The organism is Streptomyces coacervatus, assembly GCF_029223485.1.
GTDB classification, from domain to species: domain Bacteria; phylum Actinomycetota; class Actinomycetes; order Streptomycetales; family Streptomycetaceae; genus Streptomyces; species Streptomyces coacervatus.
Genome location: NZ_JARHTP010000020.1, coordinates 57,549 through 73,066, shown reverse-complemented (window position 1 = coordinate 73,066; position 15,518 = coordinate 57,549). Strand labels below are relative to the sequence as shown.

15 protein-coding genes are annotated in these 15,518 nt (G+C 67.7%); 9 read left to right on the top strand and 6 right to left on the bottom strand.

What is annotated here, in order from left to right; all coding sequences use genetic code 11:
* The first annotated feature begins 69 nt into the window (after nucleotides 1-69).
* The gene (locus P2Q00_RS38950) at nucleotides 70-1,578 is read left to right on the top strand and encodes a glycosyltransferase family 87 protein (RefSeq protein WP_275779048.1); all 1,509 of its coding nucleotides are present in this window, start codon (nucleotides 70-72) and stop codon (nucleotides 1,576-1,578) included.
* Nucleotides 1,579-1,694: 116 nt separating this feature from the next.
* Here the strand turns inward: P2Q00_RS38950 and P2Q00_RS38945 are convergent, their stop codons facing one another.
* From P2Q00_RS38945 to P2Q00_RS38935, 3 genes are all read right to left on the bottom strand, one after another.
* Nucleotides 1,695-2,726, bottom strand: coding sequence for an alanine racemase (locus tag P2Q00_RS38945; RefSeq protein WP_275779047.1), 1,032 nt, complete (start codon nucleotides 2,724-2,726; stop codon nucleotides 1,695-1,697).
* Between the two features lie 122 nt (nucleotides 2,727-2,848).
* Nucleotides 2,849-3,970 (bottom strand): peptidoglycan bridge formation glycyltransferase FemX, encoded by a 1,122-nt coding sequence (gene femX / locus P2Q00_RS38940; protein ID WP_275779046.1) that lies wholly within the window; start codon nucleotides 3,968-3,970, stop codon nucleotides 2,849-2,851.
* A 179-nt stretch (nucleotides 3,971-4,149) separates the two neighbouring features.
* Entirely contained in the window at nucleotides 4,150-4,464 is a 315-nt protein-coding gene (locus P2Q00_RS38935) for a hypothetical protein (protein ID WP_275779044.1), read from the bottom strand.
* 285 nt (nucleotides 4,465-4,749) lie between these two features.
* On the opposite strand from P2Q00_RS38935, the gene rpsF reads away from it, so the two are divergent.
* The 4 genes from rpsF to rplI all read left to right on the top strand — a co-directional run bounded on the left by rpsF (nucleotide 4,750) and on the right by rplI (nucleotide 6,465).
* Nucleotides 4,750-5,040 (top strand): 30S ribosomal protein S6, encoded by a 291-nt coding sequence (rpsF, locus tag P2Q00_RS38930; protein ID WP_005482942.1) that lies wholly within the window; start codon nucleotides 4,750-4,752, stop codon nucleotides 5,038-5,040.
* A 75-nt stretch (nucleotides 5,041-5,115) separates the two neighbouring features.
* Entirely contained in the window at nucleotides 5,116-5,718 is a 603-nt protein-coding gene (locus tag P2Q00_RS38925; RefSeq protein ID WP_275779043.1) for a single-stranded DNA-binding protein, read from the top strand.
* A 45-nt stretch (nucleotides 5,719-5,763) separates the two neighbouring features.
* A complete protein-coding gene (gene rpsR, locus P2Q00_RS38920; RefSeq protein WP_003949403.1) occupies nucleotides 5,764-6,000 on the top strand; it encodes a 30S ribosomal protein S18 in 237 nt (78 codons plus the stop codon).
* 18 nt (nucleotides 6,001-6,018) lie between these two features.
* Complete coding sequence (gene rplI, locus P2Q00_RS38915; protein WP_275779042.1) at nucleotides 6,019-6,465, top strand: 50S ribosomal protein L9; 447 nt, start codon at nucleotides 6,019-6,021, stop codon at nucleotides 6,463-6,465.
* 130 nt (nucleotides 6,466-6,595) lie between these two features.
* Here rplI and P2Q00_RS38910 read toward each other — a convergent pair whose 3' ends face one another.
* Nucleotides 6,596-7,933 (bottom strand): MATE family efflux transporter, encoded by a 1,338-nt coding sequence (locus tag P2Q00_RS38910; protein ID WP_275779040.1) that lies wholly within the window; start codon nucleotides 7,931-7,933, stop codon nucleotides 6,596-6,598.
* 461 nt (nucleotides 7,934-8,394) lie between these two features.
* Here P2Q00_RS38910 and dnaB point away from each other — a divergent pair, with 461 nt between their 5' ends.
* A complete protein-coding gene (dnaB, locus tag P2Q00_RS38905; RefSeq protein WP_275779039.1) occupies nucleotides 8,395-9,873 on the top strand; it encodes a replicative DNA helicase in 1,479 nt (492 codons plus the stop codon).
* A 69-nt stretch (nucleotides 9,874-9,942) separates the two neighbouring features.
* Nucleotides 9,943-11,328, top strand: a complete 1,386-nt coding sequence (locus tag P2Q00_RS38900) for a serine hydrolase domain-containing protein (RefSeq protein WP_275779038.1) — start codon at nucleotides 9,943-9,945, stop codon at nucleotides 11,326-11,328.
* Between the two features lie 59 nt (nucleotides 11,329-11,387).
* Here the strand turns inward: P2Q00_RS38900 and P2Q00_RS38895 are convergent, their stop codons facing one another.
* A complete protein-coding gene (locus tag P2Q00_RS38895) occupies nucleotides 11,388-11,840 on the bottom strand; it encodes a GNAT family N-acetyltransferase (RefSeq protein ID WP_275779036.1) in 453 nt (150 codons plus the stop codon).
* A gap of 39 nt (nucleotides 11,841-11,879) precedes the next feature.
* Nucleotides 11,880-12,746, bottom strand: a complete 867-nt coding sequence (locus tag P2Q00_RS38890; protein ID WP_275779034.1) for a GNAT family N-acetyltransferase — start codon at nucleotides 12,744-12,746, stop codon at nucleotides 11,880-11,882.
* Nucleotides 12,747-12,941: 195 nt separating this feature from the next.
* On the opposite strand from P2Q00_RS38890, the gene P2Q00_RS38885 reads away from it, so the two are divergent.
* Nucleotides 12,942-13,574: an HAD family hydrolase gene (locus P2Q00_RS38885; RefSeq protein ID WP_275779033.1), complete on the top strand. Its 633-nt coding sequence runs from the start codon at nucleotides 12,942-12,944 to the stop codon at nucleotides 13,572-13,574.
* 413 nt (nucleotides 13,575-13,987) lie between these two features.
* Entirely contained in the window at nucleotides 13,988-15,511 is a 1,524-nt protein-coding gene (locus P2Q00_RS38880; RefSeq protein ID WP_275779031.1) for a globin domain-containing protein, read from the top strand.
* The last annotated feature ends 7 nt before the right edge of the window (nucleotides 15,512-15,518 follow it).

The window sequence follows — 15,518 nt, the reverse complement described above, 5'->3', positions numbered from 1 at the left end:
GGCCGCCGCACCTGAGTGGTTGTGGCGGCCCTCGGCGTATTCCTAGACACGTACGGCAGGATGTGCGGCATGCCCAGCGCAGAATCGACGCAAGCGAGCGTGCACGAGCAGGACCCGGTGCGGCCGACCAAGGAGGACGAGGTCTCCGCGGCCGGCAGCGAGCTGATCGGCGGCCCCCTCGGGCGGCGAGCGCTGCTCGGGACGTCCTGGTGGACTCCCGTGCGGGTCGTCGTGCTCGTGGCGATCGGGATGTTCGCCCTCGGACTGATCCAGAAGGCGCCCTGCTACAACGGCGCCTGGTTCTTCGGCGCCAGCTCGCAGTACACGAAGGCGTGCTACTCGGACATCCCGCACCTCTATCAGGGGCGCGGTTTCGCCGACGGACTTGTGCCGTACTTCGACAAGCTCTCCGGTGATATGCCGTACCTCGAATACCCGGTGCTGACCGGTGTGTTCATGGAGGTGGCCTCCTGGCTCACGCCGGGCAGCGGCAGCATCCAGGACCAGGAGCAGTGGTACTGGATGGTCAACGCCGGGATGCTGATGGTGTGCGCGGCCGTCATCGCGGTCTGCGTGGCCCGTACGCACGCCCGGCGTCCCTGGGACGGTCTGCTGGTCGCCCTGGCGCCCGCCTTCGCGCTGACCGCCACCATCAACTGGGACCTGCTGGCGGTCGCTCTGACGGCCGCGGCGATGCTGATGTGGTCCCGGGGCCGTTCAGTCGCATTCGGGGTCCTCCTGGGGCTTGCCACGGCCGCCAAGCTCTATCCCGTCTTCCTGCTGGGCCCGCTGCTTCTGTTGTGCTGGCGTGCGGGTAAATGGCGGGACTTCGGGAAGGCCGTGGCAGGAACAGTCGTCGCGTGGCTCGTCGTGAACCTGCCGGTGATGTTCTTCGCCTGGGACGGCTGGTCGCAGTTCTACAAGTTCAGCCACGACCGGGGTGTGGACTTCGGGTCGTTCTGGCTGATCATGGCCCAGAACTCGACCGACCCGCTCAGCACCGACACGGTCAACAACCTGGCCACGGCGCTGGTGGTGCTGTGCTGTGTGGGGCTTGCGGTGCTGACGATGACCGCTCCGCGCCGCCCGCGCTTCGCCCAGCTCGCTTTCCTGATCGTTGCGGCGTTCATCCTCACCAACAAGGTCTACTCGCCGCAGTACGTCCTGTGGCTGGTTCCGCTCGCTGTACTGGCCCGGCCGAAGTGGCGGGACTTCCTGATCTGGCAGGCGTGCGAGGTTGCCTACTTCCTGGGCATCTGGCTGTATCTCGCGTACACGACCAGCGGGGACGCTCACAAGGGGCTGCCGCAGGACGGCTACCACTGGGCCATCGGCGTGCACCTGCTGGGGACGCTGTACCTGTGCGCCGTCGTCGTGCGCGACATCCTCATGCCGGAGCGGGATCCGGTGCGCCGGGCCGGTGACGACGATCCGTCAGGGGGCGTACTGGACGGTGCGGAGGACGTCTTCGTCCTTGGCGCCGCGGCCCGTCCGCCGCGGCACGCGGCCTACTTCGACGGGCAGCAGGTGGAGTGGGGCAGCCGCGGAACGGCATCTTCCACAGATGGTTCGCTCTGAGCGAACAGGCTGTCGGCGACGGTGGGCGACCCACCTGGTCGGTCCCCGCAACGACTCGCGCGAAAGGCCGTACACGGGAGCTCCGTGTACGGCCTTTCGGCTTGCTGACGCGTCGCTCAGCGGTCGACGATGCGGTCGAACTGCGTGGTGGTGTGCCGCAGATGGGCCACCAGCTCCTCGCCGACCTTCGGCTCGGGTGCGTCCGCCGGCACGAACAGGATGGAGACCTGCATGTGCGGCGGCTCCGCGAACCAGCGCTGCTTGCCGCCCCAGACGAACGGAGAAAGGTTCCGGTTGACCGTGGCGAGGCCGGCCCGGGCGACGCCCTTGGCGCGCGGCATGACGCCGTGCAGCGCCTTCGGGGCCTCCAGGCCCACCCCGTGCGACGTACCGCCCGCCACGACCACCAGGAAGCCGTCGGAGGCCGCCTTCTGCTGGCGGTAGCCGAAGCGGTCCCCCTTGGCGACACGGGTGACGTCCAGGACCGCCCCGCGGTACTCGGTGGCCTCGTGGTCCCCCAGCCACAGGCGAGTGCCGATGCGGGCCCGGAAGCGGGTCTGCGGGAACTGCTGCTGCAGCCGGTGCAGTTCGTCGGCCTTGAGGTGGCTGACGAACATCGTGTGCAGCGGCAGACGGGCCGCGCGCAGGTGGTCCATCCAGCCGATGACCTCCTCGACGGCGTCGGAGCCGTCCGTGCGGTCCAGCGGCAGGTGGATGGCGAAGCCTTCGAGGCGGACGTTCTCTATGGCGGCGTGCAGCTGCGGCAGGTCCTGGGCGCTGATGCCGTGCCGCTTCATCGAGGACATCACCTCGATGACCACACGGGCGCCCACCAGGCCGTACACGCCGTCCACCGACGACACCGAGCGGATGACCCGGTCCGGCAGCGGTACGGGCTCCTCGCCGCGCCGGTAGGGCGTCAGCACCAGCAGGTCACCGCCGAAGAAGTCCTTGATGCGCGCGGCCTCGTACGTCGTACCGACGGCGAGGATGTCCGAGCCCAGCCGCGTGGCCTCCTCCGCCAGCCGCTCGTGCCCGAAGCCGTAGCCGTTGCCCTTGCAGACCGGGACGAGCCCCGGGAACTGCTCCTGCACGTGCTTGTGGTGCGCCCGCCAGCGCGCGGTGTCGACGTAGAGCGTGAGCGCCATGGCCGGACCTGGAACCTTTCTCGTGGCTGCGGTGTATCAGAGATATGGAAGCGAACGAAGCCGGTGGAGCTGTCAGCGAAGCTGTTGGAGCTATCGAAGCAAACGACCGGGCTCGGTGGGGCTCAGCGGCGCGACATGTAGATGTCGAGCGCCTTGTGGAGCAGCTTGTTGAGCGGGAAGTCCCACTCACCGAGGTACTCGGCGGCCTGGCCGCCGGTGCCCACCTTGAACTGGATCAGGCCGAAGAGGTGGTCGGTCTCGTCGAGAGAGTCGGAGATTCCGCGCAGGTCGTAGACGGTCGCGCCGAGGGCGTATGCGTCGCGCAGCATCCGCCACTGCATCGCGTTCGAGGGCCGGACCTCACGGCCGATGTTGTCGGAGGCGCCGTAGGAGTACCAGACGTGCCCGCCGACGATCAGCATCGTCGCCGCCGACAGGTTCACGCCGTCGTGCCGGGCGAAGTACAGCCGCATGCGGTTGGGGTCCTCGGTGTTGAGGGCCGTCCACATGCGCTGGAAGTACGACAGCGGGCGGGGCCGGAAGTGGTCGCGCACGGCCGTGATCTCATACAGCCGCTGCCATTCGGCCAGGTCCTGGTAGCCGCCCTGGACGACCTCGACGCCGGCCTTCTCGGCCTTCTTGATGTTGCGCCGCCACAGCTGGTTGAAGTTCTTGTGGACCTCTTCCAGGGAGCGGTTGGCAAGCGGCACCTGGTAGACGTAGCGGGGCTGGACGTCGCCGAAGCCGGCGCCACCGTCCTCCCCCTGCTGCCAGCCCATCCTACGCAGCTTGTCGGCGACCTCGAAGGCGCGTGGCTCGATGAAGTCGGCCTCGATGTCGCGCAGCCGCTTCACGTCCGGGTTCTGGATGCCCGCCTTGATGGAGGTGGCCTCCCAGCGCCGGATGATGACCGGCGGGCCCATCTTCACCGAGAAGGCGCCCTGCTGCTTGAGGTGCGCCAGCATCGGTTCCAGCCACTCGGTCAGATTCGGCGCGAACCAGTTGATGACCGGGCCCTCAGGCAGATAGGCCAAGTAGCGCTTGATCTTGGGCAGTTGGCGGTAGAGGACGAGGCCCGCACCGACCATCTCGCCGGACCTCTCGTCGAACCAGCCGAGGCTCTCGGAGCGCCACTCCGCCTTGACGTCAGCCCAGGCCGGAACCTGCATGTGGCTCGCCGAGGGCAGGCTCTGGATGTACGCCAGATGCTGCTCGCGGCTGATCGTCCTCAGGGTCAGGCTCATTCGGGGCGCTCCTCGGGCTGGTGTGTCCCCATGGGTACAGGGGCTCCGGCTCTCGCGCCGAAGCCTACTGCGCCTTGCGAGCGCCCCGACTGGGCGTACGGAACCTGCACCCCGGCTGGTGGGCCGCCGAGGCGTTCAGTGGTGCTTTGTGTGGAGTTCGAAGGACGGTGTCCCTGGCTTCAGCCGATGACCCCGCCGAAGAGGCCGCCGTGCGCCATGCCGAGGAAGAAGCCGACTGCCGAGGCGCCGAGACCCAGGATGAGTCCGAAGCGCTCGCGGGTCGTCTCCGAGATCCACTGGCCGTACGCACCGGTGAGGATCCCCACCAGGCCGGCCCAGGAGCTGAGCAGGTGCAGGCTGTGGAAGAAGCCCGTCACGAACGCCGTCACTCCGACAACCAGGGTCACCGCGAGCAGCGTGTCCTGGATGGGGTGGGGTTTTCCGTCCGTGGCGAAAAGGCCTCCGACGGTGTTGGGTCGCAATGCCTGTGCCATGGGGCACCTCCTGCGGAAGACGGCGCATCGTAGCGCCATGCACACCCGATGTGTACAGATTGACGGTCAGCGCGGCCGGATTTCAACCGGAAGCGGGTGTGCGGGTACTCTGTACCCTCTGCACCGGTGTCTGCCCAGGCAGAACCAGGGAACCGCCCAGGCCAAACCGGGGATGTCGCTCGCCGACCCCGATTGTCAGTGGCGGCCGATACCGTTGCGTACGCATCACAACCCTCCTGCCACGGAACGACCGTGGCCGCTGAGTCCAAAGGAGGTGGGTTCCACATGCGTCACTACGAGGTGATGGTCATCCTCGACCCCGATCTGGAGGAGCGCGCTGTCGCCCCCCTGATCGAGAACTTCCTTTCCGTCGTCCGTGAGGGCAACGGCAAGGTCGAGAAGGTCGACACCTGGGGCCGTCGTCGTCTCTCGTACGAGATCAAGAAGAAGCCCGAGGGCATCTACTCGGTCATCGACCTGCAGGCCGAGCCTGCGGTCGTCAAGGAGCTCGACCGCCAGATGAACCTGAACGAGTCGGTCCTCCGGACCAAGGTCCTCCGCCCCGAGACCCACTGAGCTTCCGCTCAGCTGATCTCGGGATTCGAGTAGCAGCACAAGCAGCCAGCAGCAAACCCGCCGAGAGGTTCCCCCATGGCAGGCGAGACCGTCATCACGGTCGTCGGCAATCTTGTCGATGACCCCGAGCTGCGCTTCACCCCTTCCGGTGCGGCGGTCGCGAAGTTCCGTGTCGCGTCCACTCCCCGCACCTTCGACCGCCAGACGAACGAGTGGAAGGACGGCGAAAGCCTCTTCCTGACCTGCTCGGTCTGGCGTCAGGCGGCGGAGAACGTCGCCGAGTCGCTCCAGCGAGGCATGCGCGTCATCGTGCAGGGCCGGCTGAAGCAGCGGTCCTACGAGGACCGTGAGGGCGTCAAGCGCACGGTCTACGAACTGGACGTCGAGGAAGTCGGCGCCAGCCTGCGCAACGCCACGGCCAAGGTCACCAAGACCGCCGGCCGCGGTGGGCAGGGTCAGGGCGGCGGTTACGGCGGCGGTGGCGGCCAGGGTGGCGGCGGCTGGGGTGGAAACTCCGGCGGCGGCCAGCAGGGCGGCGGCGGTGCTCCCGCCGACGACCCGTGGGCGACCGGCGCTCCCGCCGGTGGCAACCAGGGCAGCGGCGGTGGCGGCGGCTGGGGTGGAAACTCCGGCGGCAGCGGCGGTGGCGGCGGCTACTCGGACGAGCCTCCCTTCTAGGGGCGGGTTCGTACCCAAACTTCTTGATCACACAGGAGAAACACCATGGCGAAGCCGCCTGTGCGCAAGCCTAAGAAGAAGGTCTGCGCTTTCTGCAAGGACAAGGTCACGTACGTGGACTACAAGGACACGAACATGCTGCGGAAGTTCATTTCCGACCGCGGCAAGATCCGTGCCCGCCGCGTGACCGGCAACTGCACGCAGCACCAGCGTGACGTCGCCACGGCCGTGAAGAACAGCCGTGAGATGGCGCTGCTGCCCTACACCTCCACCGCGCGATAAGGGAAGGGTGACCGAAACATGAAGATCATCCTCACCCACGAGGTCTCCGGCCTCGGCGCCGCGGGCGACGTCGTCGACGTCAAGGACGGTTACGCTCGCAACTACCTGATCCCGCGGAAGTTCGCTATCCGCTGGACCAAGGGTGGCGAGAAGGATGTCGAGCAGATCCGTCGTGCTCGCAAGATCCACGAGATCCAGACCATCGAGCAGGCCAACGCTGTGAAGGCCCAGCTCGAGGGCGTCAAGGTCCGTCTGGCCGTCCGCTCCGGCGACGCCGGTCGTCTCTTCGGTTCCGTCACCCCGGCCGACATCGCCTCGGCGATCAAGGCTTCCGGTGGCCCCGAGGTCGACAAGCGCCGCATCGAGCTGGGCGCGCCGATCAAGACGCTGGGCGCTCACGAGACGTCCGTGCGTCTGCACCCCGAGGTTGCCGCCAAGGTCAACATCGAGGTTGTCGCGGCCTGATCGCCGCGCTCGGCTTGAACAGCTGAGGGAAGGGGCGGCATCCATATCGGGTGCGGCCCCTTCTTCGCGCTCCGGTTCGGTACGGAGCCGCGCATGTTTCACGTGAAACGCCGGTTTCACGTGAAACATGTCAGCGGGTGGCACCCGTGACGATCCAGCGGCCCGAACGGGTCCTCAGCCAAAGGGTCAGCATGCGCACCGTCATCATCAGCGTCATCGCTGCCCACAGCGCGGTGAGGCCGCCGCCGAGTGCTGGAACCAGCAATGCCAGCGGGGCGAAGGCAGCGAGGGTGACCACCATGGCCCAGGCCAGATAGGGGCCGTCACCGGCTCCCATCAGGACGCCGTCCAGGACAAAGACGACGCCGCAGATCGGCTGGGAGAGCGCCACCACGAGCAGGGCGGGCAGCGCTGTGTCCTTCACCATGGTGTCGCTGGTGAACAGAGGCAGGAACACCGGCCGGGCGGCCACCACCAGGACGCCGAGCACGACACCCACCGCGATACCCCACTGCACCATGCGTCGGCAGGCATCGCGGGCACCCTGGCTGTCCTCGGCGCCGAGATAGCGTCCGATGATGGCCTGACCGGCGATGGCGATGGCGTCAAGGGCGAAGGCGAGCAGGCTCCAGAGGGACAGGATGATCTGGTGTGCAGCGATGTCGGCGTCGCCGAGCCGGGCAGCGACAGCTGTGGCGATCATCAGGATCGCTCGCAGTGAAAGTGTTCGGACCAGGAGGGGAACGCCGGCTTGTGCGGAGGCCCGGATCCCGGCTGGGTCGGGACGGAGTGATGCGCCGTGTCTGCGGGCTCCTCGGATGACCACGGTGAGGTAGACGGCAGCCATGCCGCACTGTGCGATGACGGTGCCCCAGGCGGAACCAGCGATGCCAAGGCCGGCGCCGTAGACGAGGACCGCGTTGAGGACGCCGTTGGCGACAAAGCCCGCGATGGCCACACGGAGCGGCGTTCTGGTGTCCTGCAAGCCGCGCAGGACGCCGGTCGCGGCGAGTACGACGAGCATGGCCGGGATGCCGAGGGCCGAGATGCGCAGGTAGGTGGTCGCGTAGGGGGCCGCACTTTCCGAGGCGCCGAAGAGTCCCACAAGGGGTGGAGCAGTGGGCAGAACGGCGGCAATGACGGCGGCGCCGAGCAGGAGTGCCAGCCAGATGCCGTCCATGCCTTGGCGGATGGCGGCCTGGAGGTCGCCGGCGCCGACCCGTCGGGCGACGGCCGCTGTTGTGGCGTAAGCGAGGAAGACGAAGATGCTGACTGCTGTCGTCAGGAGGGCCGAGGCGACGCCGAGGCCGGCGAGTTGTGCCGTGCCGAGATGGCCGACGATCGCACTGTCGGCCATGACGAAGAGGGGCTCGGCGACGAGTGCGCCGAAGGCCGGGACGGCCAGCGCGACGATCTCTCGATCGTGCTGTCGTGGCGTGGCCCGGGGGGTCGCGGGAGCCTGTGTCATGAGCATCAATCTAATCGTCCACAGGTAAGAGATGCAAAGCCTTTCTGGCCCTTACCGCTCGTCTCGCCCCGTGGTCTTTCGTGCGCCGTTCGAAGCGATCTTGGCCCGACCGGGGAAGTTTTTCTTCTGCACAGCCGGTGGACGGGAAAAGTGCAGGTCAGGGTGGTCGTAATGAAAGAGGTCGATGCTTGTTCACAGGGCTGTCCACCGTGTCGTGCACAGGTTTTGCGGAGTTCTCCACAGCATCCGGGCCGTCGTCCACATGGCCTGTGGATAACCAGATTGGCTGACGGTGCCGGCAGGCCTACCGTGGTCCGGCGCCCGCTCCGTTCGTCGGCTGGGAAACCAGCACAAAACCGACGTGCAGTAACCGGAGTTGGGCCTCTCAGTTGTCAGTGCCGTGCCGTAGAAAAGAGGGCATGGCTAGGTCCGCTCGGCAGCGGACGGGAGGAGGTGGCTCGGTGAGCATTTCCGAGCCCTTGGACGATCCATGGGCCGACAGCGGTCCAAGCGATCGTCTGCCTGCTTCCCGCCGACGCGGTGACGGGGGCCGGGGCCGCGACGAGCAGCACGACCGCGGTCGGGACAGCGGCGAATGGGACGGCGGAGGAACGTCCTTCGAGCGCGTGCCGCCCCAGGACCTCGATGCCGAGCAGTCCGTCCTCGGCGGCATGCTCCTGTCCAAGGACGCCATCGCCGACGTCGTGGAGATCCTCAAGGGCCACGACTTCTACAAGCCCGCACACGAGACGATCTTCCAGGCGATCCTGGATATCTACGCCAAGGGCGAGCCGGCCGACCCCATCACCATCGCCGCCGAGCTCACCAAACGCGGAGAGATCAACAAGGTCGGCGGCGCATCGTATCTGCACACCCTCGTGCAGACCGTGCCGACGGCGGCCAACGCCGAGTACTACGCGGAGATCGTCCACGAGCGCGCGGTCCTGCGCCGCCTGGTCGAGGCCGGTACTCGTATCACCCAGATGGGATACGCGGCCGACGACGACGTCGACGAGATCGTCAACCGCGCCCAGGCCGAGATCTACGCGGTCACCGAGCAGCGCACCAGCGAGGACTACCTGCCGCTCGGCGACATCATGGAAGGCGCACTCGACGAGATCGAGGCGATCGGCTCCCGCAGCGGTGAGATGACCGGTGTGCCCACGGGCTTCACCGACTTCGACTCGCTCACCAATGGCCTGCACCCGGGCCAGATGATCGTCATCGCCGCCCGTCCCGCGATGGGTAAGTCCACGCTTGCGCTGGACTTCGCCCGGGCCGCGTCGATCAAGCACAACCTGCCGAGTGTCATCTTCTCCCTCGAAATGGGGCGCAACGAGATCGCGATGCGTCTGTTGTCCGCCGAGGCCCGTGTGGCCCTGCACCACATGCGCTCCGGCACGATGACCGATGAGGACTGGACGCGGCTGGCCCGCCGGATGCCGGACGTCTCGGCCGCGCCGCTGTTCATCGACGACTCTCCGAACCTGTCGATGATGGAGATCCGCGCCAAGTGCCGACGTCTCAAACAACGCAACGACATCAGACTGGTCGTCATCGACTACCTCCAGCTGATGCAGTCCGGCGGCTCCAAGCGTGCCGAGAACCGCCAGCAGGAGGTCTCGGACATGTCCCGTAACCTCAAGCTCCTCGCCAAGGAGCTGGAGATTCCGGTCATCGCGCTGTCCCAGCTGAACCGTGGCCCCGAGCAGCGCACCGACAAGAAACCGATGGTCTCCGACCTGCGTGAGTCCGGCTCCATCGAGCAGGACGCCGACATGGTCATCCTGCTGCACCGCGAGGACGCGTACGAGAAGGAGTCGCCGCGTGCGGGCGAGGCCGACCTGATCGTGGCCAAGCACCGTAACGGCCCGACCGCGACGATCACGGTCGCCTTCCAGGGCCACTACTCGCGGTTCGTGGACATGGCCCAGACCTGATCCGCATGATCCTGCGTCCTGGGGCAAATGAACTCGACGGCCGAAGGTCCCGCGGGATGGACTGTGGCCATGACGACACCTCAGGAAGAGCTGCTCCCCGGTACGCGACGGGCACTGCTGCACCGGATCGCCGTGGCCCAGGCCGAAGGACGTGCGCCGTCGCTGGTCGCGGCGGTCGTGCGGGACGGGCGGACTGTCTGGCACGGAGCGCGGACCTCGGTGGACGGGCACGGTCCGGACGAGACCGTGCAGTACCGCATCGGTTCGATCACCAAGACCTTCACTGCCGTTCTGGTGCTTCGGTTGCGAGACGAGGGCCTGCTCGACCTCGGAGACCCGCTGGAGAAGCATCTGCCGGGAACCGGTGCGGGGGAGGCCACCATCGCCGACCTGCTCGCCCATACGAGCGGGTTGGCGGCGGAGTCGCCCTCCCCGTGGTGGGAGCGCACCCCGGGATCCCTGCGCCCCGAACTTGCCGACGTCCTGGGAGAGCAGCCCCTCCTGCATCCGGCGGGACGCCGCTTCCACTACTCCAACCCCGGCTACACCCTGCTGGGAGCGCTGGTCGAGAGGCTGCGTGGGGCGCCGTGGGAAGAGGTACTTCGGCGTGAAGTGCTCGAACCCCTGGGCCTCGACCGTACGAGTGGTCACCCGCAGGCGCCCCACGCGGGTGGGTGGGCCGTGCACCCCTGGGCCGATGTCCTGCTGCCCGAACCCGTCGAGGACCTGGGACGGATGGCTCCTGCCGGTCAACTCTGGTCCACCACCGGAGACTTGGCGCGCTTCGCCGTCTTTCTGACACGAGGCGATGAGCGGGTGCTGAACGCCGAGACCGTGAGAGAGATGCGCACACCCGCGGCGCCGGCCGAAGCCGCGGACGTCGTGGACGGAGTCACATACGGACTGGGGCTGCAGATCCAGCACCGACACGGCCGGCTGCTCGTGGGGCACTCCGGGTCACTCCCGGGGTTTCTGGCGAACCTCACCATCAGCATCGAGGACGACGTCGCGGCGGTGGTGCTGGCCAACTGCACGTCCGGTCCTCTGCTGTCCTCCGTCGGGGCCGATCTCGTGCGGATCGTCGCCGAGGCCGAGCCGCGGATTCCCGATCCCTGGCGGCCGCTGCCCGAAGTCGACGCACCCGTACTGGAGTTGACGGGAGCGTGGTACTGGGGAACGCATGCGTTCGCTCTGCGGCTGGCGACCGAAGGGGGCGTCTCGCTGGAGCCGCTGTCCGGCATTGGCCGCCGTTCCCGCTTCAAGGCGAACAGCGACGGCACCTGGACCGGATTGGAGGGCTACTACGCCGGAGAGCCTCTGAGGGCTGTACGGCGTCCGGACGGGACCGTGAGCCATCTGGACCTCGGGTCGTTCGCGTTCACGCGTCAGCCGTACGACGAGGAGGGTTCCGTGCCGGGTGGGGTGGACCCGGAGGGGTGGCGGGGGATCGGCTAGCCGCGGGCGCCCGGCAGACGCGCTGTTTCACGTGAAACATGACGTTTGACTTCACGGCCTTACAGCTGGAGCTTGAAGCCCACGTGTGAGGCCGTGAAGCCGAGCCGCTCGTAGAAGCGGTGGGCGTCGGTGCGGGTGTTGTCCGAGGTCAGCTGGACCAATTGGCAGTCCTGGCGTCGGGATTCGGCAATCGCCCACTCGATGAGCTGTGTGCCCAGGCCGCTGCCGCGCTCGTCGGTATGGATGCGGACACCTTCGATGATCGATCTGACGGCACCGCGCCGCGACAGGCCGGGGATGATCGTGAGCTGAAGCGTGCCGACCACGCGGCCCTCCCGAACGGCGACGACCAGGTGCTGGTTCGGGTCGGATGCGAGACGCTCCAACGCGGCCAGATACGGGCTCAGATCGTCCGGTGACTCGCGCTGGGCGCCCAAAGGGTCGTCGGCGAGCATCGCGACGATCGCGGTCACGTCGGCCGCCGCGGCGGGCCGTATTTCAAGATCTCCCATGCTTCGAACCCTACGCACCGCCGCCCCAAGGGGCAGGGCTCAGCCCGCAGCCACCGTCAGCGGAGCGAATCGCCGGGTCCAGTCTCCGGGCAGTTCCGGGATCCCGTACGTCATGACCGCGTTGAAAGCGACGGACGCCAGCCCCCGCTCCTTCGCCCAGGCCAGCAACTCTTCGTGACGTACGTCGATGTCGGTACGCAGAGGCCGCTCGGTGTGGGCGGCGAGAGAGACAATGAGCGCCTTTGCCGTCTCCGTGTCGCTGGCGATCAGCGGGCCCACGACATGGGTGTCCATGTTGGGCCAGGCGGCCGCGTACCCGATGAGCCGGCCGTTCTCCTCGGCGATGCGCAGTCGGTCGGCGAAGGCGGGCAGGCGCGTGATGATGGGTGTGCGGTCGGCGCCGAACACTTCCTCGTCGAGCCGGAGGATCGCGGGGAGGTCCTCGGCGGTGGCCGCACGTGTCACGACCTTGGGCTCCGGCCCGCCGGGCGTGAAGTGGCCGCGTAGCATCTCGGCCCGGCCGGTGACCTTGAAGCCGAGTTCCTCGTAGAGAGGACGGCCGTACGGGGTTGCATGCAGGGTCAGCGGGGTGGTGGCCATGGTTGAGACGATGTGCCGCATCAGCAGGCGTCCGATGCCCTGGCGGGCGTGCCGTTCGGCGACCAGCACCATGCCGATGGCCCCGAGGTCAGGGTGGTCCTGCGACCCGTATTCGGTGACGACGCAGGCGCTGACGAGGCCGCCGTCGGGGTCGTCGATGCCGTATCCCTTCCCGGCCGTGAGGAGGAGGCCCCACTTGTGCTCCTCGCGTGGCCACCCCCGGTCCTCGGACAAGTCGGCGCAGGCGGTGAGATCGCGAAGCGTCAGTCGGCGGATGGCAAGAGGGGGGAGGGAAGGAGTGGACACGCAGGTCAGGCTGTCCGACCGGTGCCCTCGCCGTCCACCTCTTTCCGGTGAGAAGCAAGAGCTTTTGGCCATGCCGTGGGCAAGTGCACAGCGCGCCGACAGCAGTTGGGTGTTTCACGTGAAACATGGGCGAACACCGAGCATCAAGCGGTCTCACTCAAGGAGTCGGCTTGTGTCCCGTTAGCCTCGGGGCCCATGGCGAGACTTCATCTCTTCGACCTCGACGGAACGCTGCTGCAGGGCACATCGGCGCCCGTGGAGATCTCACGGCAGCTGGGGCTGGAAGCCGAGACAGTGGCGCTCGATCAGGCGATCTCGGCGGGGTTGATAGGCCCGCCGGAGTATGCGGCGCGGGTATATGCGCTCTGGGCGGAGCTCACCGATGCGCATGTGTCGGCCGCTTTCGAGAGTGCCCCGTGGCTGGAGCGCATCCGTGAGGTCTGGGAGGAGATCCGGCAGGTGGGCGACTATTGTGCCGTCGTATCGCTCTCGCCCTCCTTCTTCGTGGAGCGGCTCATCGGCTGGGGCGCGCACGCGGCGTTCGGGTCCCGTTTTCCCGCTGTGCCGTTCACCGAGCCCGTCGATCCGGCCGGAGTTCTCAGTGCCGCGGCCAAGGTCGAGATCGCAGACCGGCTGTGCGGGGAGTTCGGCGTGGCGCGGGCCGACTGTATTGCCTATGGCGACTCGCAGTCGGACAGGGATCTGTTCGCTGCGGTGCCCATCTCCGTAGCAGTCAATGCAGACCGTCATCTCTCCGGTCTTGCGACACACTCGTACATGGGCGGGGATCTGTGGGAAGCCTATGAATTGGTGCGCCTCGCCCGGTAATTGAAGGAATTGATGGTTCGCCCCATCTCCCATTCGTGGTGGAGGAAGGGGGGACTTGTGATCGGAGCGTTGGCCGGTATGGTCGACTCCGGTTCGCCTGCGGGGCGAGGCGTACACATCCTGTGCAGACCGAGGGCAGGGCGATGCAGCCTAACGGGACGGAGAGATCGAAGACCCGCATTTGCGGTTATGCGGCCAGGGTGGCCATGCGCGATGGGATGCTGCGGTGAGAGCGCTGCGGCCAATGTCACACTCTCGCCTTACTTGTCCGTACAGAGGGTGAATCCGGGTTGAATGTGGCCGCATTGGCCGCGGCATGAAACGGGGAAAGCAAGCCGTCTGCGGGGGATAAGGCACCTTCCGACCGAGGAAGTGCGCAGACCGACCGAAAGATGTTCGAGGCGAGGCACACCATGGACGCTCCGACCACCACGTCGGCCGACAACGGCACTTCCGGCGTCGGGGGCGGCGGCTGGTTCACGCCGCGAAAGCAGCCGGCGACGACTCCGGACGGCGAGCGCGAAGCGGCCGAAGGCAGCCGACTCGCCGCGATGCGCCCGATGGGCAGGACCACGGCGGACACTCACAAGGACCAGCCGGCGGAGGACACCCCAAAACCGGCGGAGGACCCCCCACAAGCGGCACCACCCGCCGAGCCCGCCCTGGCGGCTGCTGCCGCACAGCCCTCAGCTGCACGGCCCCCCGCAGCCGAGCCCACCGCCCCCGAGGCGTCCTACGCCGACCCGCGAGTGCCCACGCAGCGCTCCACCGAGCCCACAACCCAGCCGCAGGAGCCCGTGGCCCAAGTCCAGGCCGAGAGCGCGTCACCGGATGCCCTTCTCATCCGTAGGACCATGGCCGAGGTGGCGCCGATCGCAGACAAGGTCACCTCGTACTTCTACGCGCTGCTGTTCGTCCGCCACCCCGACCTGCGCTCGTTGTTCCCGGCCGCGATGGACACCCAGCGGGACCGGCTGCTCAAGGCCCTGCTCACTGCGGCCGAGCACATCGACAACACCGAGGTCCTCGTCGCCTATCTGCAGAACCTCGGCCGCGGTCACCGCAAGTACGGCACCAGGGCCGAGCACTACCCGGCTGTCGGCGAGTGCCTCATCGGCGCGCTGAGCAAGTACGCCTCCGGCATCTGGGACGCGGAGATGGAGGCCGCCTGGATCCGGGCGTACACCACGATCTCGCAGGTCATGATCGACGCCGCGGCCGCGGACGAGCTGCGCGCCCCGGCCTGGTGGTACGCCGAGATCGTCGCGCACGACCTCAGGACCTCCGACGTGGCGGTCGTGACGGTTCGCCCCGACCAGCCCTACCCGTTCCTCGCTGGGCAGTACACGAGCCTGGAGACGCCGTGGTGGCCGCGGATCTGGCGGCACTACTCCTTTGCCTCGGCACCCCGCTCCGACGGTCTGCTGACGTTCCATGTGAAGGCCGTCCCCGCGGGCTGGGTCTCGAACGCCCTGGTCCACCGGGCCCGCCCCGGAGACATCCTCCGACTCGGCCCGCCGGCCGGCTCGATGACCGTCGACCACACCACCGACAGCGGACTGCTGTGCCTCGGCGGCGGCACCGGCATAGCGCCCATCAAGGCGCTGGTCGAGGATGTCGCCGAGCACGGTGAACGGCGGCCGGTCGAGGTGTTCTACGGCGCCCGCACCGGCCACGACCTCTACGACATCGACACCATGCTCAGGCTCCAGCAGTCCCATCCCTGGCTGTCGGTCCGCGCCGTCATAGACCAGCAGGCGCATGTCCAGCTCCCGGACGCCATACGCGAATACGGGCCGTGGAACGAGTTCGACGCCTATCTCTCGGGCCCGCCCGGCATGATCCGCAGCGGCGTGGACGCCCTGAGGAACATCGGCATCCCCTCGGAGCGCATACGGCACGACTCGGTGGAAGAGCTGGTCGTCGTCGGAGACTGACCGGTGC

Excerpts from the sequence above, each read along its gene's own strand:
- femX (WP_275779046.1), bottom strand. The coding sequence starts at position 3,970 with ATGAGCCTGACCCTGAGGACGATCAGCCGCGAGCAGCATCTGGCGTAC.
- P2Q00_RS38935 (WP_275779044.1), bottom strand. The coding sequence starts at position 4,464 with ATGGCACAGGCATTGCGACCCAACACCGTCGGAGGCCTTTTCGCCACG.
- P2Q00_RS38950 (WP_275779048.1), top strand. The coding sequence starts at position 70 with ATGCCCAGCGCAGAATCGACGCAAGCGAGCGTGCACGAGCAGGACCCG.
- rpsR (WP_003949403.1), top strand. The coding sequence starts at position 5,764 with ATGGCGAAGCCGCCTGTGCGCAAGCCTAAGAAGAAGGTCTGCGCTTTC.
- P2Q00_RS38925 (WP_275779043.1), top strand. The coding sequence starts at position 5,116 with ATGGCAGGCGAGACCGTCATCACGGTCGTCGGCAATCTTGTCGATGAC.
- P2Q00_RS38885 (WP_275779033.1), top strand. The coding sequence starts at position 12,942 with ATGGCGAGACTTCATCTCTTCGACCTCGACGGAACGCTGCTGCAGGGC.
- rplI (WP_275779042.1), top strand. The coding sequence starts at position 6,019 with ATGAAGATCATCCTCACCCACGAGGTCTCCGGCCTCGGCGCCGCGGGC.
- P2Q00_RS38900 (WP_275779038.1), top strand. The coding sequence starts at position 9,943 with ATGACGACACCTCAGGAAGAGCTGCTCCCCGGTACGCGACGGGCACTG.
- rpsF (WP_005482942.1), top strand. The coding sequence starts at position 4,750 with ATGCGTCACTACGAGGTGATGGTCATCCTCGACCCCGATCTGGAGGAG.
- P2Q00_RS38880 (WP_275779031.1), top strand. The coding sequence starts at position 13,988 with ATGGACGCTCCGACCACCACGTCGGCCGACAACGGCACTTCCGGCGTC.
- P2Q00_RS38895 (WP_275779036.1), bottom strand. The coding sequence starts at position 11,840 with ATGGGAGATCTTGAAATACGGCCCGCCGCGGCGGCCGACGTGACCGCG.
- P2Q00_RS38910 (WP_275779040.1), bottom strand. The coding sequence starts at position 7,933 with ATGACACAGGCTCCCGCGACCCCCCGGGCCACGCCACGACAGCACGAT.
- P2Q00_RS38945 (WP_275779047.1), bottom strand. The coding sequence starts at position 2,726 with ATGGCGCTCACGCTCTACGTCGACACCGCGCGCTGGCGGGCGCACCAC.